13 protein-coding genes and 1 pseudogene are annotated in these 20,211 nt (G+C 72.2%); 5 read left to right on the forward strand and 9 right to left on the reverse strand.

The annotated features are described in order from the left end of the window. The first annotated feature begins 95 nt into the window (after positions 1-95). Positions 96-1,034 (forward strand): L-lactate dehydrogenase, encoded by a 939-nt coding sequence (locus tag IPK24_18320; protein ID MBK8077467.1) that lies wholly within the window; start codon positions 96-98, stop codon positions 1,032-1,034. 61 nt (positions 1,035-1,095) lie between these two features. On the opposite strand, the gene IPK24_18325 is transcribed toward IPK24_18320, so the two are convergent. The 4 genes from IPK24_18325 to IPK24_18340 all read right to left on the reverse strand — a co-directional run bounded on the left by IPK24_18325 (position 1,096) and on the right by IPK24_18340 (position 6,835). Then, the gene (locus tag IPK24_18325; GenBank protein MBK8077468.1) at positions 1,096-3,033 is read right to left on the reverse strand and encodes a heparinase II/III family protein; all 1,938 of its coding nucleotides are present in this window, start codon (positions 3,031-3,033) and stop codon (positions 1,096-1,098) included. Between the two features lie 157 nt (positions 3,034-3,190). After that, positions 3,191-4,684, reverse strand: a complete 1,494-nt coding sequence (locus IPK24_18330) for a GGDEF domain-containing protein (protein MBK8077469.1) — start codon at positions 4,682-4,684, stop codon at positions 3,191-3,193. 221 nt (positions 4,685-4,905) lie between these two features. Continuing rightward, positions 4,906-5,868: a DNA-3-methyladenine glycosylase 2 family protein gene (locus tag IPK24_18335; GenBank protein MBK8077470.1), complete on the reverse strand. Its 963-nt coding sequence runs from the start codon at positions 5,866-5,868 to the stop codon at positions 4,906-4,908. A gap of 4 nt (positions 5,869-5,872) precedes the next feature. Further along, entirely contained in the window at positions 5,873-6,835 is a 963-nt protein-coding gene (locus IPK24_18340; GenBank protein MBK8077471.1) for a flippase-like domain-containing protein, read from the reverse strand. A gap of 102 nt (positions 6,836-6,937) precedes the next feature. Here IPK24_18340 and IPK24_18345 point away from each other — a divergent pair. Further along, positions 6,938-8,071, forward strand: a pseudogene (locus IPK24_18345) (glycosyltransferase). Between the two features lie 153 nt (positions 8,072-8,224). Continuing rightward, positions 8,225-8,893 (forward strand): methyltransferase domain-containing protein, encoded by a 669-nt coding sequence (locus tag IPK24_18350; protein MBK8077472.1) that lies wholly within the window; start codon positions 8,225-8,227, stop codon positions 8,891-8,893. 81 nt (positions 8,894-8,974) lie between these two features. On the opposite strand, the gene IPK24_18355 is transcribed toward IPK24_18350, so the two are convergent. Together IPK24_18355 and IPK24_18360 are read right to left on the reverse strand one after the other, a co-directional pair. Continuing rightward, the gene (locus tag IPK24_18355; protein ID MBK8077473.1) at positions 8,975-9,922 is read right to left on the reverse strand and encodes a flippase-like domain-containing protein; all 948 of its coding nucleotides are present in this window, start codon (positions 9,920-9,922) and stop codon (positions 8,975-8,977) included. A gap of 44 nt (positions 9,923-9,966) precedes the next feature. Then, the gene (locus IPK24_18360; protein ID MBK8077474.1) at positions 9,967-10,950 is read right to left on the reverse strand and encodes a glycosyltransferase family 2 protein; all 984 of its coding nucleotides are present in this window, start codon (positions 10,948-10,950) and stop codon (positions 9,967-9,969) included. Positions 10,951-11,091: 141 nt separating this feature from the next. Between IPK24_18360 and IPK24_18365 the strand changes: the two genes are divergently transcribed. Beyond that, a complete protein-coding gene (locus tag IPK24_18365) occupies positions 11,092-12,534 on the forward strand; it encodes a M1 family metallopeptidase (GenBank protein MBK8077475.1) in 1,443 nt (480 codons plus the stop codon). 56 nt (positions 12,535-12,590) lie between these two features. Here IPK24_18365 and IPK24_18370 read toward each other — a convergent pair whose 3' ends face one another. Beyond that, the gene (locus tag IPK24_18370; protein MBK8077476.1) at positions 12,591-13,277 is read right to left on the reverse strand and encodes a DUF1996 domain-containing protein; all 687 of its coding nucleotides are present in this window, start codon (positions 13,275-13,277) and stop codon (positions 12,591-12,593) included. 628 nt (positions 13,278-13,905) lie between these two features. Here IPK24_18370 and IPK24_18375 point away from each other — a divergent pair. After that, on the forward strand, positions 13,906-15,942 hold the full coding sequence (locus IPK24_18375) for a peptidase M13 (protein MBK8077477.1): 2,037 nt from the start codon (positions 13,906-13,908) through the stop codon (positions 15,940-15,942). 32 nt (positions 15,943-15,974) lie between these two features. Here IPK24_18375 and IPK24_18380 read toward each other — a convergent pair whose 3' ends face one another. Both IPK24_18380 and IPK24_18385 read right to left on the reverse strand, forming a co-directional pair. Next, positions 15,975-17,846, reverse strand: a complete 1,872-nt coding sequence (locus IPK24_18380; GenBank protein MBK8077478.1) for a substrate-binding domain-containing protein — start codon at positions 17,844-17,846, stop codon at positions 15,975-15,977. A gap of 151 nt (positions 17,847-17,997) precedes the next feature. Next, the gene (locus IPK24_18385) at positions 17,998-20,196 is read right to left on the reverse strand and encodes a hypothetical protein (GenBank protein ID MBK8077479.1); all 2,199 of its coding nucleotides are present in this window, start codon (positions 20,194-20,196) and stop codon (positions 17,998-18,000) included. Positions 20,197-20,211: the final 15 nt, after the last annotated feature.

Raw genomic sequence — 20,211 nt, forward strand, 5'->3', positions numbered from 1 at the left:
AGCGTCGAGACCCGGACGTCCCGGTTCCGACGCGCCGATGCATTGTGCCCCGGCGAGGCCCCCGACAGGATGAGACGACCTACAGGGGGACGGACATGACCAAGGTCAGCATCATCGGCGCCGGAGCGGTGGGCACCGCCATCGCGTATGCCGCCCAGATCCGCGGAGTGTGCCGAGAACTCGCGCTGTACGACCTGAACGCGACCAAGGTGCGGGCGGAGGTGCTCGACCTGGTGCACGGGATGCAGTTCACCCCGATGACCCACATCACCGGGGGCGACGACCTCGGGGTCTGCGCCGGCTCCGACGTCGTGGTGGTGACCGCGGGCGCCAAGCAGAAGCCGGGCCAGACCCGCCTCGACCTGGCCGCCGCCAATGTCGCCATGTGCCGCGACCTGATCCCGCGGGTGGTGGCCCTCGCCCCGGACACCATCCTGTTGCTGGTCACCAACCCGGTCGACGTGGTGACCTATGCGGCACAACAGTTCTCGGGTCTGCCGGCCGGCCGGGTCTTCGGCTCCGGCACCGTGCTCGATTCGTCGCGGCTGCGGTTCCTGATCGCCGAACACACCGGCGTCGCCGTCCAGAACGTGCACGCCTACATCGCCGGCGAGCACGGCGACTCCGAGGTGCCGCTGTGGTCGACCGCCAGCATCGGCGGCGTCCCGGTGCGCGATTGGGTGGGCCTCGACGGCCGCGGCATCGACGAGGCGACCCGGGCCGAGATCCACCGGTCGGTGGTCAGCTCGGCCTACGAGATCATCGCCGGCAAGGGCGCCACCAGTCTGGCGATCGGGCTGGCCGTCTCGCGGGTGCTGGAGGCCATCCTGAACGACGAACACCGGGTGTTGCCGGTCAGTTCTCGGCTCACGGACGTGCACGGACTGTCGGACGTCTGCCTGTCGATGCCCTCCGTCGTGGGACGCCGCGGTGTCGAGAGCGTTCTGGCCACACCGCTGGACGCCGTCGAGTTGGCCGCGCTGCAGGCCTCTGCCGCCACGGTCACCCAGTCGGCGCGCAACCTGGGCCTCTAGTCGCCGGCACCGTCGCTCACCGTCGCATCACCGTCCCACCAACGTGCGCCGATCAGGCCGATCAGTTGGTACGGGTCAGCGATCCATCCGGGTTCAGCGTCATGGTGACGGTGTCGCCGCCGACCACGACGGTCAGCGTGGTACCCGAGAGCCCCACGGAGACCTGGGAACTCGCTGCCGGCGCCACCACCGTGATCGCATTCATCGATCGGCCCAGCGTGGGGAACTGGACGTCGAGGTTGCGGTAGGCCTTGCCGATGTCGGGCGACTGGTAGGAGCCGGCCAGTTTCGCCGACTGGGCACCCGAGCCCGCGATGCGCACCAGCGTGGTCCGTGAACTGCCCGAGGCGGCCTCGACCCGGTTGGCGCCCAGCACGCTCGCCGTCCAGCCGACCGGAAGGTGCCAGTGCTGACGCCAGGTGACCGTCTTGGGGGCACCCCAGGCGGCATCCCGGACGACGAGCAGGTCCGGGTTGCGGGCGATCAGCAGGCCGCGCCGCTGGGTGGTGTACCCCGTGCCGCCGACCACCGGGTAGCCGTAGGTCTGCGCATCGAGCAGGAAGGTGTCCGCCGGGTCGGAGGTGGTCGAGCCCAGCAGGTGCGAGCGTCGCGCGGTGGGCCGGAAGCCCCGGAACTGATCCGCGGTGACCACGTTGTGCGCATCCGGCCCGACCAGCCAGGACCGCAGGGTCGGGTTCGCGTAGCCCACGTGACCCGAGTCGACCAACCGGTCACGCCCACCGACGATCCAGGTCACCGCGGTCCGGTCGAAGTGACCGTGATTGGTCACCGGTGGCCCGTAGCGCACCGAGTAGAACGAGCTGGTGCCGAACGGATTCCACGCCGAGCGACCGAAGATGAAGCCCGAGGTGGTGAAGTTCGCAACCCGCTGTGCCGGGGCGGTGCCGGTGGACCCCAGACTGGCCGGGTACTCCGAGCCGGGCATCGACGGGGTCGCCGCCGCGGTGGTGTCGCCGATCTGCACCATGCGCCCGTTGGGCTGGGTGGCATGGGCCAGGAAGATCGGGATGCCGGCCATGCGCGCCGGGATGGCACCGTTGGAGGGCAACCCACAGCCGGTGTAGGTCGCGCTCACGTTGGCCCACAGCCGATAGACGTACCCCGAGTACCCGGGAGCCTGTTCCAGCGGCACCCCGTCGGCGCCGATGGACGCCACGAGTTGCTTGCCCAGCCGGTTCACCGCGAGATTGCGATAGGTCGGCGAGCTGAACACGCACCCGACCGCGAGGACGCCGAGATCTTGATCCATCGCCTGGTTGGGAACCGCGGCGTAGTGGGCCGAGGAGGACAGGTAGGCCGCGTGAGCCTTGGCCGCGGTGGCCAGCCACGCGGGGGTGTTGGCCGGGCCGAGGGTCTCGGCCAGACAGGCCAGGAACTGCGTGCGGTGGGCAAAGGAGCTGACCTGCACGCGGTCGGGTGACGTGGCGACCTTCGGGTAGGTGTCGAGGTAGTTCTTGGTCGCCCCCAGCGCCAGGGCCAGGGCGTCCCAGCGCTCGTCGGTGGTCGGCGTCCGGCCCACGCCGTTGGCGTCGAGGTAGCGACTACCGCCCCCGGTGGCGACCAAGGCGCCCATCCACTTCAGCGAGTGCAACCAGCTCTGCCAGGAGATGTCGCCGTACGGGTTCTTGGCCCAGCCGACCGTCACCTTGGCAGGTGCTCCCCACGCCGTCGTCACCGACGCCGGCATGCTGGCCACCGGATAGGTCGACCGGCCACCGGAGGTGTACCGGCCGGTCTTGACCACCAGATAAGGGTTCGTGGTGGTCAGGCCCGAGTACCCGGGACAGGATCGCTGAGTGAGGGTGGGTGGTGGGCCGCTCGCCGCCTGGGCAGGTGAGACGGTGGGTGCGAACACCACGGCAGCGGGCCCGGACATCAGCACCGCGATCAGGACCGCGATCAGGACCGTGATCGGCGCCGTGATCGGTGCCCTGGTGGTCGACCCCGGCCGCCCGCTCGTCCTCACCGATGCGTGCACGGGCCGCTCCTCTTGCCGTCCTGACCGCCCCCGCGGGGGCATGACGCCTGCCGGTCAGGTATCGGCACCCGGGCCGAATGGCTCCAACCTCGTGACCCGAACGGACGCCGGGCACCACGTTCGGCCCATCGACGGGCGGCAACGGCCCGCCACGCGCTCAGGCGAGGTTGCGGCGCTGCGGCTTACGCGCGACGTCGTGGCTCTCGTCGGTGCTGGTGTACTCGTGGACGCCTCGGCCGTCACCCTTGGCCAGGTACATGGCGACATCGGCCAGGCGCAGCAGGTCGCTGCGACCCGCCGCGGGGTGCGCCGCGAGATCCACCACCCCGATGCTCACGCCGATCGAGATCCCTCCGGGCATCGCCAGCGCGGCCACGGCGGCGACCAACGCGTCCGCCAGCACACCCCCGTCACCCGACTGCGTCGTCCGAGCCAGGACGGCGAACTCGTCCCCACCCATCCGCACCACGGTGGACCCGGCAGGCGCCGTCCCCCGCAACTCAGCGGCAACCTGGATCAGCGCCTGGTCGCCCGCGGCGTGGCCGAACCTGTCGTTGACCTCCTTGAACCGGTCGAGGTCCGCCAGCAGCAGCACCGCGTCGACCGGGCCCTCGCCCGCCAGGCCGTCGAGCACCTCGTACAGCACCCGGCGGTTGGCCAGCCCGGTGAGTTCGTCGGTGCGAGCCTGTTCGCGAACCCCGGCGAGTTCACGCATCTCGACGTAGGCCGTGAACATGCGCAGCAGGGCACTCACCAGACACGCCGCCGCGAGGACGACGCCCAGCCGCGGTAGCCGGCGCTCGGTGCCGAACGACATCACGCTCAGAGCCACCGCGGCCGACCCGATGGTGATGCCGAACGCCGTCACGCTCCAGGACTGCCCGGCCCGCCGGGATGCCGGACCCGTCACCGCGACCAGGCCGACGACCGCCGAGGCCACCATCCACACTCCGTCCACCGGGTATCCGGTCAGCCAACTCCCGTCGGCCATCCCCAGGGCATAGCGCCAGTCGGCAACGGCGAACAGGGACATCCCGAGGGCCACCCACCCCGACATCCGCTCCGGCTGGTGGCCCGACAGCGCGACCGCGATCAGCAGCAGGGCCGCCAGGATCAGGTCCATCAGCGGGAAGACCAGCACCACGGTCAGGCCGAGGAGATCGTGACCGATCGTCGCGAGCGCTCGAGGCACGACCAGGCAGACCATGATCGAGGCAGCGGCCAGCACGCCGGTCACGGCTTCGAGCACCTGGCTGACCCCCGACGGGCGCCATCGACCGCGATAGGCCAGCACCACCGCAGCCAGGGCGCAAGGGTAGGAACAGATGAAGATCAGGGTGCTGAGGGAGACCAGCGAGGCGTGACCGCCCTCCACCGTGTTCGACACGAGGTTGCCGAACGTCATGCACCACATCCAGGCGGCCACCGGGGCGATCCACCGCCGGTTGCGAGGGTCCGCGACCGCCCGTGCCGTGGCATGCGCGGCGACCAAGGCGAAGGCCGGTACCTGCAGGCCCAGTTCGCGCCAGGTGTGCGGACCCCGCGGTCCGGCGAGGAGCGCGACGAGGTAGACGGCGATGACCGTCCCGGCCATCCAGCGCAGCCAGCGGGTCGTCCGGGAATCACCGGACGACGAGTCCGCGGTGCTCATCCGGGTCACCGATCCCCGCTCCTCCACCCGCCAGGCAGCTTCGCCGACCTGCATGGGACGGCCCCGACCCAGAACCGGAACCACGCATACCAGTCGTATCCCATTGGATCACCTGGAGGAACGTCGGAACGTCGCTGGTCGCAAGGACCCGCCCGGAGAGTCGTCCGACGGTCGCGGGAGCGATCGTGGCCGAGAGCGCCACCCGTCGACGGGCCGAGCCGTCAGATCACGGTGGGCAGATGCGTCGGCCGGGTCATCCGGGGCGCGCGACGCGGGCGGGCCGCACCGTCGAGCTCGAGCAACCGCTGTACCCGGTATCGATGGCCGCGATAGCACTCGATCAGCTCGGCGCATCCGGCGTCGTCCAGCACCTGCCCGCTCAGCGCCCACGAGACATTGCGCGAGACGTGGAAGTCGCTCCACGAGAACGCGTCCGGGTCGCCGTGCGCGCGCTGGCGAACCTCCGCGGCGGTCCACACCCCCACCCCGGGCACCACCCGCAACGCTGCCGCGATCCGCTCGCCCGCACCCTCGCCGTCCAGGGAGGTGGTCGCCTCGAGGCGACCGGCCACCCCGGCCGCCGCGATGATCACCCGGCGCCGGGCGTCCTCGACGCCGGCGCGCAGGTACTCCCACGACGGGATCGCCGCCCAGGTCCGGGGCGCCGGGGGCACCTGCATCCCGTGGGCGAAGGTGCCCTCGACCCCACCCGGACCCGGTGCCACCTCACCGAACCGGCGCACCAACGACCGCCACGCGGCGTGCGCCTCACCGCCGGTCACCCGCTGTTCCAGCGCCGCCGCGGCGAGCGCCTCGAACACCGCGCGAGTGCGCATCACCCGCCAGCCGGGCCGGGCTCGCCAGGCGGTCACCAGCCGGGGGTGTTCGGGCAGCGGCGTGAACGCCGCGGCGTCGTCGCGCGCCCCCAGCAACTCCGGGACGCCGTCCAGCAGCCAGTCCGCGCCCTCACCCCAGGCGTGGGCCACCACCTCGCCGGCCGCCGGATCACTCGCCAAGCGCAGCAGCCCCGGGCCGTCCGGGGTGCGGGTGGCCCGCCAGAGGACGCCGTCCGGCTGCACCCGGAAGCAGGGGTCACCGCGCCCCCGCCCGAGGGCGGACAGCGTGGCGCGCAGCGACACCGGATACCCCGGCGCCCAGGTGCGCTGTCGCGGCTGCTCACTCACCGGATCACCCGGGCCGGTGCCGACGTCCCAGCCCGTAGCCCAGGCCCGCGGCGACCAGGTCGGCCAGGCTGAACAGTGCCCGCGAGATCATCACCAGCACCAGCAGCGAGCCGCCGTCCAGCACCGAGGCCAGCGCCGCGATCAAGGCCAGCTCGCGGGCCCCGGCACCGGCCGGGGCGATCACCACCATCAGCCCGACGGCCCAGGCCAGCGCATACCCGCCCACGGCCAGCGCGAAGGTGCGCAAGGTCAACGGGGCACCCAGCCCGCCGGCGAGCAGCCACACCTGTGCCCCGGCGGCCAGCCACGACCCGATCGCCCAGGCGATGCCGATGGCCGTACCGCGCAGCGACGGCGGATGTTCCAGCGGCTCACCACCGATGGCGCCGAGCAAGCGGTCGAGCAGCGGCCCGAGCACCCGCGGGTGCAGCACGACCAGCAACGGCACCACCAGCAGCAGCGTCCAGGCGAACGACCCCTCGGCCACCTGCGGGACGAACGGGAACGCACCGATCACCACCACCAGCGCGGTGGCCGCCGACAGCAGGATCATCACCAGGGTTGCCGCCGCCGTCCGGCGCCGCGGAACCCCGTGGTCACGAGCCAGTTCGGCCTGCACCACCACCGGCCACAGGCTGCCGGGCATGTACTTGCCGATCTGCCCCACGAAGAACACCCGGGCAGCCACCGGTAGCGGCAGCCGTGAGCCCAGGTCGGCCAACAGGGCACGCCAGGCCATCCCGGTCAGGGCGAGGTTGGCCACGGTCGCAGCCGCGGCGGCCACCACGAAGCCGGCGTCGAGTCGCGAGAGGGCATCGAGCACCTGGGTCCGCCGGCTGTTGACCGCCCAGATGGCCAGCACGACGGCCACGGCGCCGAAGCCCCAGCGCACGAGGGGCGAGCGACCGAGCGCCAGGACTCGCTTCACCAGCGCGGCGACGCCCCCGTCAGCCACCTGAATGCTCACCCACCGAACCTACCTCGCCCTCGTGAGCCTCGTGAGCCCTCGCGGGCACAGCCGCCGAACCGTGCTCACCTCCGCCCGGTAGGGTCGCCCTCCGTGCGGGTGATGGCGTTCGGGACGTACGACGCGCGGGTCCACCCCCGGGTCGGCGTGCTGATCGACGGTTTGCGCGCGCACGGCGTCCAGGTGCGTGAGGTGAACCGGCCGCTGGGGCTCGACACGGCGGCCCGGGTCGACCTGTTGCGTCACCCGTGGCGGCTACCGCTGCTCGGCCTGCGGCTGGCCGGTCGATGGTCGCGGCTCGCGGTGGCCGGGGTGCGCCTGGCCCGCAGCTGGCAGCCGGACGCCGTCCTGGTCGGCTATCTCGGCCACTTCGACGTCGTGCTCGCCCGGCGACTGTTCCGCCGCACCCCCCTGGTGCTCGACCACCTGATCTTCGCCGCCGACACCGCGGCCGATCGAGGCGAGTCCGGCCAGGTCAAGCAGGCGCTGCTGCGCCGGCTGGATCGGGCCGCGATCACCGCCGCCGATGTGGTGGTGCTCGACACCCAGGCCCATGCCCGGCTGCTGGCCGAGTTGATGCCCGACGCGGCGGCCAAGGCGGTGGTGGCCCTGGTCGGGGCACCGGCCGAGTGGGTCGCCGCCGGCCGGCGGCGGCAGACGGCCACCCCGGCACCGGACCGCGAGCTCTCGGTGATCTTCTACGGCCTGTTCACCCCGCTGCAGGGCGCCACCGTGATCGGTCGGGCGCTCGCCCTGCTGGCCGCCGATCCGGGGCCCGGGCGCATCCGGGTGAGCATGGTCGGGCACGGCCAGGACCGGGACGCCGCCCGCGCCTCGGCTGCCGCCACCCCGGACGTCACCTGGATCGACTGGGTCGACCCGGGTGAGCTGCCGACGCTGGCCGCCGGCCACGATGTCTGTCTGGGGATCTTCGGTACCGGCCCGAAGGCGCTGCGCGTGGTGCCGAACAAGGTGTTCCAGGGCGCGGCCGCCGGGTGCGTCATCGTCACCTCCGACACCGAGCCGCAGCGCACCGTCCTGGGCGAGGCCGCCTGCTACGTGCCCCCCGGGGACGCCACGGCGCTGGCGGCAGCCCTGCGTGACCTGGCCGCCGACCCGGTGCGCCGGGCCGACCTGCGCCGCCGGAGCACCGAGCTGGCGGGCGAGAACTTCACCGCGTCGGCCGTCGCGGCACCGCTGTACCGGCGGCTGGTGGAGCTCACCGGTCCCGGATCGTCCGGGCTCATCGCGGCGCCAGAACGTGAGAGGTTGACCGACGTGACCTCCTCTCCCCTGCCACCGCTGCCTCCCCTGGCCCCCCGGGCCTGGCTGCGGTACGACCTGGTCGGGCGAATCCTCGATCGCCTGCAACCGGCCTCGGTGCTCGAGATGGGCTGCGGCCAGGGCGGTTTCGGTGCCCGGCTGGCGGCCCGGGCCGACTACGTCGGGGTCGAGCCGGACCAGCTCGCGGCCACGGTGGCCACCGCTCGCATCGCTCCGCTGGGCGGCACCGTGCTGCAGGGCGACCAGCACGCCGTCCCGGCGGGGTCGGGCTATGACCTGGTGTGCGCCTTCGAGGTGCTCGAACACCTCGAACACGACGCCGAGATGCTGGGGGTCTGGGCCGGGTTCGTGCGTCCCGGCGGGCACCTGCTGATCTCGGTCCCGGCGTGGCCGGATCGGTTCGGCCCGATGGACACCCACGCGGGGCACTACCGCCGGTACACCCCGGCGGGCCTGGACGGGTTGCTCGTCGCCGCCGGGCTCGAGCCGGTGAGCACCCAGGTCTACGGCTGGCCACTCGGCTATGCCCTCGAGGCGGTGCGCAACCCGATCGATGCCCGCAAGCTCGCCCGCGAGGCCCAGCTGGCTGCCGACGCCGGGCGCGCCTTGTCGAACGAGGAACTGACCGCATCGACCGGGCGCACCTTCCAGCCCCGCACCGCGCTGGTCGGGACGGCGGTCGCCGTGGCCACCACCCCGTTCCGCTATCTGCAGCGCCTCACCACGGCGCGCGGCACGGGTCTGGTCGCCCTGGCTCGCAAACCCCTCGCCTGACGCGCCTCACGCACCCGCATGATCACCGTTGGGAATCCGCAATCCGGGGTTTTCGTCCCAGATCCGGATTCCAAACGGTGATCATGGCTCGGGGTCAGCGGGAGTGGGCGACGCGGGGACGGTCCGCCGGACGGCGAGCGCCGCCGCACCGGCGAGCACCAGGTCGGCCGAGGTGACCACGAGCCGCGCCAGCAGTGCCACCACCAGACCGGCCGTGGTGGGCATCACCGTGGCCAGCACCGCGACCAGTGCCCCCTCGCGGGCGCCGGCACCCGCCGGGGCGACGACCACCACCAGCCCGGCCAGCCAGGCCAGGGCGTAGCCACCGATCGTCAGCGCCAGCGACCGCCAGCTCGACGTCAACCCGAGCGGCACCGCCAGGGCCAGCACCATCGCCCCCGCGCAGGCCCACTCGAGCAGCGCCCAACCGCCGGCCACCAGGGTGGCGCGCCGCGTCGTCCGGGTTCCCAGGGGTTCCCGCCGGACGGCGCGCAGTCCGGCGTCCAGCACCCGCCCCAGTACCGCGGGGTGCAGCACCGTGAACGACGGGACGGCGAGCAACACCAGCCAGCGGGTGCCACCGCCGACGTCCGGACGCAGCGGCACGGTCAGGGCGATGAGCACCGTGCCCGCGGCGATCGTGATCAACATCGTGATCACCGACGTCGCCACGGTGCGGCGCGGGGACACCTGGTGCCGACGGCCGATCTCGGCCTGCATCACCATGGGCCAGACGCTGCCCGGCAGGTACTTACCCAACTGCCCCAGCAGGAAGATCTCGGCGGCAGCAGGTACCGGCAACCGGTGCCCCAGGTCGATCAGCACCGTGCGCCAGACCATGGCGCTACAGGCCACCAGGCCCAGGCCCGCGACGAAGGCGAGCAGCAGGTCGAGCGCGCTGAGCTGCTGGATCGCCGCCAACGCGGCATGACGTTCGCGCACCAGCACCCACGCACCCAGGCCGACGGCCACGAGCAGCAGCAGCCGCGTCGTCCAGGGCGAACGGGCCAGCGCCATCAGGCGGCTCACCCGCGGCGCCCCCCGAGGCGGACCCAGGATGCGGGACGCACGGCTCAGGCCCCCGCTCGGTCGTGGTGATCGAGGTGCCGTTGCACGCCGGGGTCCACGCCCGAGTCGGGTCGCGAGCGCACCACCAGGTCGGCCAACAGCGCCATCGAGCCGATGATCAGACTCGACAGCACCACCAGCACGGTCGAGGCGGGGAAGTAGAACGGGTGGCGCACCATGTCGACCCCGGCCTTGACGACCCCGATCAGCAGCAACCACAGGGCGGGCGGCATGAGCACCTTGAGCGGGTCGAAGTACATCACCATCCGCAACACCTGCAGGATGTAGCGGTAGGCGTCGCGGGTGAAGTGGAACTTCGACGTGCCGGCCCGCTTGGCGTAACCGATCGGCACGTACTTGATGTCGTGCTGGTTGCTCAGGAACGCCAGGGTGATCGTCGTGACGCAGCTGAACCCGGCCGGGAGCAGCCGCAGATAGGGCAGTGAGACCTCGCGCCGAAACGCCCGCAACCCTGAGTTGAGGTCGGGGATCGTCTGGTTCGAGAGCCGCTCGGCCACCTTGCGGATGAACCACTTCGCCGGCCAGCGCAGCCACTTGTGGCTGCCCTCCTCGCTGGTGCGGGCGCCGACCACCTGGTCGTAGCTCGGGTCGTCCAGCAGCTCACGCACCAGCTGCGGGATCTGCTCGTTCGGGTAGGACATGTCGGCGTCGGTCCACACCACGATCTCGCCCCGGGCGAGCTGGGTCCCGATCCGGCGCACGGTGCCCGACCCGCCGTTGCGGCGAAACGAGATCACCTGCAGGTGGGCGAAGCGGCCGGCGTTCTCCCGCAGCACCTGCAGCGTGCCGTCCGTGCTGGCGTCGTCGATGGCGAGCAACTCGTAGGTCAGGCCCGAGGCATCCAGGGCCGTGGTGATGCGCTCCAGCTCGGCGGCGACGTGGTCGGCCTCGTTGTAGCAGGGCAGGACGACGGTGAGCATCGGCGATGCGGCGGCGTCGGCGTCAGGGGGTTCGATGGCGGTCTGCATGGCAGTGGCGAGGCTACCGCTGACCGGGCACGCGGGCGGCAGCCTGTGCCAATCCCGCCGCGGGGTCGTGTGCAGGTGTCGAGGAACCCGGTCGTTGATAACGTCGCGACGATCAGTGCTGCTCACGAGGGGATGAGCCTCATGCCTGCATCGATTCGCCGCACCCTGGCCCTGCTGCTGACCACCGCGACCGCCCTGGCGACGGCCTCGGGCGCGCTCGCCACGGCGTCCGCTGTCCCTGCGCCGGCCGGTGGGGCGCCCATCGACGGTAGCCACAGCGGAGGTGACCCGTACTTCCCGGAGGCCGGTAACGGCGGCTACGACGTGCAGCACTACGACGTCGACATCCGCTACACCCCGGCCGATCGCCGTTTCGAGGCCACGGCCGCGGTCCGGCTGCGCACGACCGTGGCGCTGCGCTCGTTCAGCCTCGATCTGCGCGGCCTGACCGTGCGACGCGTGAGCGTCGACGGACGCGCCGCCACGTTCGCCCAGTCGGGGCGGGAACTGGTGATCACGCCCTCGTCGCCGTTGTCCCGAGGACGGACCGCGACCGTGAAGGTGGTCTACGGCGGCACGGCCGGCACCCCCACCGACATCGAGAATGCCCCGTACGGCTGGTACTCGTTCGGGGACGGCGCGATGGTGGTCAGCGAGCCGGACGGCTCCTCGACCTGGTTCCCCGTGAACGACATCCCCGCCGACAAGGCGACGCTCGACGTCACGGTGACGGTGCCCGCCGGGCCGGCCGGCACCGTGGCCGTCGGCAACGGCCGACCGGCGCGCCCGCCACGCACCGCGGGCGGCTGGACCACGTGGTCGTGGTCGGCCCGAGATCCCTTGTCGCCGTACCTGGCCACCGCCTCGGTCGGCAACTATCGGATCACCACCACGCGTGGCCCGCACAACCTGCCGATCATCAATGCCGTGGACGCCGACCTGACCGCGGCGAACCTGGCCACCACCACGGCGTCCCTGGCGCTGCAACCTCAGATGATCACCTTCTTCGAGGGGATCTTCGGTCGGTATCCCTTCGAGGCGTTCGGCGCGATCGTGGACGACGACAGCGTCGGGTATGCGCTCGAGACCCAGACCCGCCCGGTCTACTCCCGGGTGGCCCGCGAGAGCACGGTGGCCCACGAACTGGCCCACCAATGGGTCGGGAACAGTGTGGGACCGGCTGCCTGGCAACACATCTGGCTCAACGAGGGCTTCGCCACCTACGCGCAGTGGCTGTGGAGCGAGCACCGCGGCCAGGGGACGGCGGACGCCGCGTTCGCCGAGGTGATGGCGATCCCCGCGGACGACGAGTTCTGGGCCACCGTGATCGCCGACCCCGGTCCGCTGCACCTGTTCGTCGACCCGGTCTACGACCGTGGCGCCGCCACGCTGCATGCCTTGCGCCGCACCATCGGTGACACCGCCTTCTTCACCCTGCTGCGCCGCTGGGCCACCCAGAACGCCGGCGGGTCGGTGACCACCGCCGACCTGGAGGCCCTCGCCGAACGGGTCAGCGGTCGCGACCTGACGGCCTTCTTCGACGCCTGGGTGGACTCGGCCGGCAAGCCCCAACCGCCGGCCTGAGGCCCGCCGGTCACGGAAGCCCTGGCGGCATCCGTGACCGGCGCACCACGCGATGCTCACCCGAGCGGGGTCAGGTCGCCCCTCGGGGACGGCTTCTCGGTGCCTTGCGGCCCCGGGCACGCCACCGCGCGGCACTGATTGATGATCGCCAGCTGCGCAGCGGGGTCCCAACCGGACACGAAGTCGGCGTGCATGCTGCCGCTGGGACCGGAGGCGAGTCGAATCGTCGACTGTGCCCCGGGCGTCTCGTTCCACCAGAAGGAGAGGAACAGGATCAACTGGGGCACGTGCACCGCGTGTGACACCGGGCACCGGCCGGAGGAATCGGCGTAGGCCATGTGGGAGGCGTGGTCCGAGCTGTCGAGGTTCTTGCCGTCCCAGCACCCCGGGAAGTTGATCTCCACCGACACACTCTCCTTGGGCTCACACTCCGCCGGGGCCGTGGCGAACCTCCGGTCGTGGCCGCCTCCGGCGCACCTCCAGGCGAGGCGCACCGAGTCGAGCGCGGTCGTCGTCGGCTTACCCGCGAGGATCGCGAGGCCACGGGGGGTCGCCACGGTCATGCTGTCGGTCACGTAGTAGGCCTGAATCCGCTGCGGACGCACCGGGTTGTCGCCCTTGTAGACGGTCGGCACCCAGTAGGCGGATCGGTCCAGGTCGGAGCTGCACGAGGTCGCGACCTCGGCCAGCTCGGACGTCAGGCCAGCGGCCTTGACCTTGGTGGGCCCGTAGAAGTCGTGCATGTGGCTGGCGTTCCGCTGCCCCGGGAAGACGATCGGGTCCTCCTGGCCACGGGGGGGGGGTGGTGGCGGGGGGGGCGGGTGGTCGGGCGGGGGACGGGTGTGGGGGGGGTCGGGGGCGGGTCGTGGTGGCGTGCTGGGGGGTCGTGCCGGGCACCATGCCGGGGCGGGGGGGTGCGGTGGTCGCGGGGTGCCGGGTCGTGGCGGGGGGGGGGGGGGGGGGGTCCTCGGCCCGTGGTGGTTCCCGGAGTGCCCACGACGACGGGACCAGCTGCCCGGGTTCCACCACGAAACCGATTCGGTCTGAACTGTTTCGGCTGCTGTGACGTTCCCGGGGGCGTCCCCGGGCGGCGACCAGACTGCAACCAGCACGGCGGCCCCGAGCAGGGTGACCACGGCGCCACCGGCGCGACGGCGCCGGGCATCATGGCGAAGGAACGGCATGGACTCCCCGATTCTCGACGGCTCCTGCGCCGTCGACGATGTGCTGGATGTGGCGTGGTTCGGAAGCTAACCCACCCCGAAAGGCCCGATCCAGAGCCGACGACGAGCCATAAGCGGCGGTTGACCGCGTCTTATGGGGGCACCTGGTGAGTGCTCCGCGGAGTGCCACTCCGTGCCCGACCACGCGATGACCTACGGTGAACTCGTGCGCTCAGGGATCGACACCACCCACCTCGACACCGCCGTCCGACTGCAGGACGACCTGTTCGGCCACGTGAACGGGGGCTGGCTGGCCACCGTCGAGATCCCTCCGGACCGTTCGCGTTACGGCTCGTTCGACATGCTGCGCGAGGCGAGCGAGCTCGCCGTGCGTGAACTGATCGAGGCGGCGGCAGCATCGGTCGATGCCGCATCGGCCGGGCAGGCCGACGGCACCCAGCCGGACGACGCAGCGCGCCGCGTGGGCGGTCTGTACCGCAGCTTCATGGACACCGACCGGGTCGCCGCGCTCGGCTGGTCACCGCTGATCGAGGACCTGCGCCGCATCGGTGCGGTCGCCACGCCCTCGGACATCGTGCGCACCATGGCCCACCAGCAACGTCACGGTACCGGTGGACTCGTCGGGGTCTACGTCAGCCCTGACGCCGGGGACCCCGACCACGAGATCGCCTACGTCAGCCAGAGTGGCCTCGGCCTGCCCGACGAGGAGTACTACCGGGCCGACCAGCACGCCGCGGTGCGCGAGGCCTATCAGGCCTATCTCGCCCGGATGCTCGAGCTGGCCGCCCCGGCGCTGGCCGAGGCCGGACTCGACCTGGGTGAGGAGGTCCCGGCGCGGGTGATGGCCCTCGAGACCGCCATCGCCGCCGTCCACTGGGACAAGATCGCCACCCGCGATGCGGTGAAGTCCTACACCCGCCTGACCCGCGACGATCTGGAGGCCATCAGCCCGGGCTGGGACTGGCCCGCCTGGCTCGACGGGCTGCAGGCGAGCCCCGACGCGATCGCGCGGGTCGTCGTCCGCCAACCGGACACGCTCACCGCGATCAGCGGACTGCTCACCTCGGCGGCCCTCGCCGACTGGCAGGCCTGGCTGACCGTCAGGCTGCTCAACGGGTTTGCGTCCTACCTGACCGACGAGGTGGTCGAGACCCATTTCGACTTCTACGGCCGAACCCTCAGCGGCACACCGCAACTGCGTGAGCGATGGAAGCGCGCCGTAGGCCTGGTCGAGGGCCTGCTCGGTGAGGACGCCGGCCGGATGTACGTCGCCCGGCACTACCCGCCGCACGCCCACGCCCGCATGGAGGCGTTGGTGGCCAACGTGGTCGAGGCGTTCCGGGCCCGGATCGGCGAGCTGGAGTGGATGGGCGAGCAGACCCGCGCCGAGGCGCTCGAGAAGCTCGCTGCGTTCCGGCCCAAGATCGGCCACCCGGCCCGCTGGCGGGACTACTCGGCGTTCGTGGTCGAGGCGGACGACCTGATCGGCAATGTCCGGCGGGGCGCGGCGGTCGAGACCGACCGCCAACTCGCCAAGATCGGCCAACCGGTCGATCCCGACGAGTGGTTGATGACCCCGCAGACGGTCAACGCCTACTACCACCCGACCCGCAACGAGATCGTGTTCCCCGCGGCGATCCTGCAGCCACCCTTCTTCGACGTCGAGGCGGACGACGCCGCGAACTACGGCGGCATCGGCGCCGTGATCGCCCACGAGATCGGGCACGGGTTCGATGACCAGGGGTCGCGGTACGACGGCACCGGGGCGCTGACCGACTGGTGGACGGCGGAGGACCGGGCCGCCTTCGATGCGCTCGCCGGGAGGTTGATCGCCCAGTTCGACCTGTTGTACACCCGTGGGGTGCCGGACCAACCGGTCAAGGGCGCCCTGACCGTCGGGGAGAACATCGGCGACCTGTGCGGTCTCGAGATGGCGTTGGCCGCCTATCGACTCGCTGCCGCCGGCCAGGGGGCCGACGAGGCCGGTGGCGCCGAACTGGACGGCTGGACCGGCGTCCAGCGGTTCTTCCTGGGCTGGGCGCAGGTGTGGCGCACCGCGATCCGCGAGGCCGAGGCCCGGCGGATGCTGAGCATCGACCCGCACTCCCCCGCCGATCTGCGCGCCAACGCGGTACGCAACGTCGCCGCGTTCCACGAGGCGTTCGCCACCGCCGAGGGCGACGGGCTCTGGCTGGCCCCGCAGGATCGGGTGCGCATCTTCTGACGTGGCTGACGTGGCGTGACCTCGGGCCGAAGTCACAGGTTCGACAGCGCCGCCGAGTAGATCTTGGGGATGTCGGCGTCGGTCGGGGCGACGTAGGCCGCGCCCTTGGTGGCCCGCGCGATCTTGGCCAAGGAGTCCTTGTCGGCGTCCGGACCGTAGGCGATGGTGATCACCCGGATGGTGTGGCCGGGGTCGAGCGTGGTCATGCTGTCGAGCAACCCCTTCAGGCTCAACCCACCCTGGGCGTCGTTGCGGCCGTCGGTGATCACCACCAGGGCGTTGATCCGGTCCTGGCGATAGCGGGCCAGCAGGGCGCGATAGGCGGCATCGATGCTGTTGTAGAGGCCGGTGTCGCCCTGGGCCTTCAGCGCGGCGAGCTGGGTGGCCAGAACCGCACGCCGCGGGGTGCCGCCGAGCGATTCGGCCATCGGGCCGACACCGACGAGCTGGTGGTGGTCGACCACGCCGCGCTTGCCTCCCGAGAACGACCACAACCCGACCTCGTCGCGGTCGGTGAACAGGTCGAGCGAGGCGGTCGCGGCCTTCTTCGCGGCGTCCAGCTTGGTGCTCTTCGAACCCGGCAGGCGCTCGAGCATCGACCCCGACACATCGACCAGATTGATCACGCTGGCGGTCTTGCGCAGCTGCGACCAGCTGTCCAGGATCGCCGAGGTCACCGCGGGGGCCGGCGGTTGCAGCACCGCACGCGGCTCGGCCGGCAGCACCCCGTCGGCGACGGTCAGGCCCGCGGCGGGCCGTCCCGCGGCGTCCCGGAAATGATTGTCCTGCCAGCGCTGCTGCACCGGCGCGCTGCGCAGGTAGTCGGCGAACGCCTGGGCCGCAGCTCGTTTCGCAGGCGTCACCCAGGGCGCGCTGAGCGCCGCGAACGGGTGGTCGGCGACGAACGTGCCTTCCTTGGGGTAGATCGCCACCAGGGGAACCGTGGGCGGGGTGCCCTTGCCGGCCAGGGCCGGGTCACCGGTCGGGTTGCCCTCGTTGTAGCTGACGACCAGGTTCTCCTCGGTGACCAGAGCCGAGATGTACGACATCGCCTGACCGGCCTGATCGGCTCGCAGCCAATCGGTTTGGAAGCTCACCGTGGTGTCGCCGTAGCGGATCACGGACTGTTCCACCCCGGCGACGAAGGTTCGGGTGGCCGCGGCACGGACGTCGGCCTCCGTCAGCCCCGAGGTGCGCCCCACCGCCGCGAAGTAGGTCGCCACGGTGCCCTCGAGCCCGGCGTGGGAGAAGTTCGGATTGGTCTTGCCCAACAGGAATCGGCCCCACTCGGGGTGACCGAAGGAGCCCCATCCGGTCTCGGCAGAGGCGAGCGAGAGCATGTCGGCCCACCCGAGCTGCTTGTCCGGCCAGCCGAGCGCCTCGGCCATCGGCCGTGGCATGGCCACGACCATCGGTGAGGCCGCGAGGCGTGGCGCTGCAGCCGGCGCGGGCACCAGGCTCGACCGCTGCGCCTGCGCCAGCCGCTGCTCGAGCAACGGCAACCAGATCGAACCGGTCGGCGACCAGACGTCGGGCTGGGGACCATCGGTGGTGGCCCACCCCTTGGCCAGCGCGGACGCCGCGGCGCCCGATCCCTTGCCCACCACGGTGACGGCCACGCACTGGCCGGTGGCCGTTCTGCCGCCGGCAGAGAAGTCCGCCGCGAACCGGGTCATCAGCGCGACCTTGTCCATCGAGGCGACCACCACCAAGGGCACGGGCGGGCTGTCGCAACTGCGCGCGGCGCCGTCCGCCGATCGATGCCGGGTCACATAGCCGACCAGACCCCCGGCGAGCACCAGGACGGCGGCTGCCGCGCCGGCGATGCGGCGGCGTCGACGACGACGCTCGCGGCGTGCGAGCAGGGCCTCCGCAAAACCGGGGGGCACCGGGAACGACGACATGTCCTCCCCCGAGGAACGTCTGACACGTGATCGACCGGGTGCCCGGTCGACCGAGAGCCCGCATCATGCCCTAGGCGCCACCAGCGGACAACCCACCCGATCCCACCGTGAGCTCGCCCTGAGCTCGCCCTGAGCTCGCCCTGGCCCCGCCTCATCGGGCGAGCCAGACCTCGATCACCAGGCGGGCGCCGTTGGGTGGACGCCGCGTCAGCAGTTTGCGGTCCTCCACGGTCGACAACCGGGCAGCCGGCAGGCGCGGGGCACCCTCTCGGGAGGTGCCGGCGGTGGCCGCATCGAGCACCCGCTGCGCCGCCGCGGCGTCCTCCTGGGCGGTCAGCAACACCAGGTGTCCGCCGGCGCCCTCGACCAGCGCGGCCAGGCGGGTCACGGCGTCCGGCAACTGCGCCACCGGGGTCAGCAGCGCCCCACTCGGGTGGCCACAGACCCCGCGGATCACCTGCAGCCACTCGTTCGCCGAGCGCTGGGCGTGGCCGTCGTCCGTGCCCTCCACCGCGACCACGACATCGCCCGGCTGCAGCTGGGCGCACACCGATCCCACGGCAGCCACCTCACCGCGTTCGGTGCGCAGCAGGGCCACCGGCGCCGTGGCCCACACCGTCGGCCCCAGCAGGACGGCGACCCCCGCCGCGGCGAGCACGCGCCGTCCCAGCGCAGAGGTTCTCGCCCCCAGAACCCTTGTGGACCAAGCGATTCCCGCGACGGCAGCGAGGACGATGACGGGCAGGACGACGGTGACCAGCCGGCGATCGGCCCACGGGTGATCCGGGGTGATGCCCGGCCGGTAGAGCACCAACACCGTTGAACCGAACCCGGCGACGGCCGGCAGCAGCCAGGTCGGCGGCGTCGCGCGACGGGCGAACCACCAGGTCACCACCTGCCCGGCGAGCGCGGCCAGCACACCCCAGGCGATGACCACGCCGCCCCACCCGAGATACCAGGCCACCCACGCGAGGGAGTGCTCGGAGTACAGCCGGCCGGCGTCGACCGCGAGCCCCTGACCGGCCTGCAGGCTGGCGACGAATCGGGCGCTCGGTGTGTCCGGCGCCTGCCGCGCGATGAGCCACAGCGGGCGTGAGAGCAGCACCAGGCCGACCGCGACGACGCCGACCGAGGCGCCGCGCGCCATCAGTCGGTGCGCCCGAGCCGGCTGGGCTGCGGCCGCCATGCCGTCGGTCGACCGAGCGCGATCACGCCGCCGGGCCAACGGGACGACCACCGCTGCCACCAGCACCAGGGCGCCGGTTGCCGCCAACAGGGGCACCAGGGAGGAGGACACGGTGTTCAGGTAGGGCCGCGACATGATCGACCAGACCCCGATGCTGACCAGGGTTCCCGCCACCGCACCACCCGCGAGGGGGGCCGCGGCCCGGTTACCGCGCACCGCCGGCAGGACGCAGACCGCGACCACGGCGGCCACCTCGCGGACGCTGTCGACCCGGATCAACCCGGCCAATCCGAGCACCGCACCGGCCAGCCCGCCGAGCGCGCGCCGTCCGGACCCGATCGCGTCGACCGCCAGGCACGCGCCGGCCAACAACACCAGCAGCGCAGCGGGTTCGGAGAACGTGGTGCGCGCGGACCAGGCCACCGGGTAGCTCACGGCGAGCACGGCCACCGCGAGCGGCGTCCAGCGCGGCCCGATCAGCCGGGTGGCCAGCGAGCCGAACGTCACCAGCGCCAGGCCGCCCAGGAGGGCCGGCATGATCTGCGCCCCGGCCCACGGCTGGCCGACCGCGGATCCGGCCCACCACCCGAACGAGTACAGCGCGGGCGGTCCGACCAGGAACTGCGGCACGATCTCGGCCTGCAACCCGGCGCCGGTGCCGTGCAGTACCTGGTAGTAGGCGGGGGCATCGAGGGTGAACCCGGTGACGTCGTACGCCGCCGGCCCGCCGAAGGCCGCCAGATCAGCCGGGATCGGCAGCCGATGGCGCGTGGCGATCCACTGCGTGTAGAGGCCGTAGGCGCCCGGGTCGCGGCGCAGCACCAGGTGCTCGGCGTGCAGCACGGCGTTCCACACCGTGAAGGCCAGCGCCAGCCCCGCCGTCGTCAGGCTCGACAGCAGGAGGGTCCGGCGCCCGTCGTCCGTGGCGGTCGACACCTCGAGCCCGGCGGACCAGCCGGCCATGACCCAGCCCGCCGCCGTGATCGCCAGGGCACCCGGCCAGGCCAGCCACGGCGTCCAGAACCCCAGCGGCACCGCGATCGCTGCCACCAGGGCGATACCCACCGCGCTGATCCCGGCGGCGATGCCCACCCGGTCGATCGTCACGGCGACACCGCCGCGCCGACCCGACGCGGTCGATCGCATCGTCACGGCGCTCGGCACGGCCGCAAGGCTAAC

This window comes from Kineosporiaceae bacterium, from assembly GCA_016713225.1.
Taxonomy (GTDB): domain Bacteria; phylum Actinomycetota; class Actinomycetes; order Actinomycetales; family Kineosporiaceae; genus JADJPO01.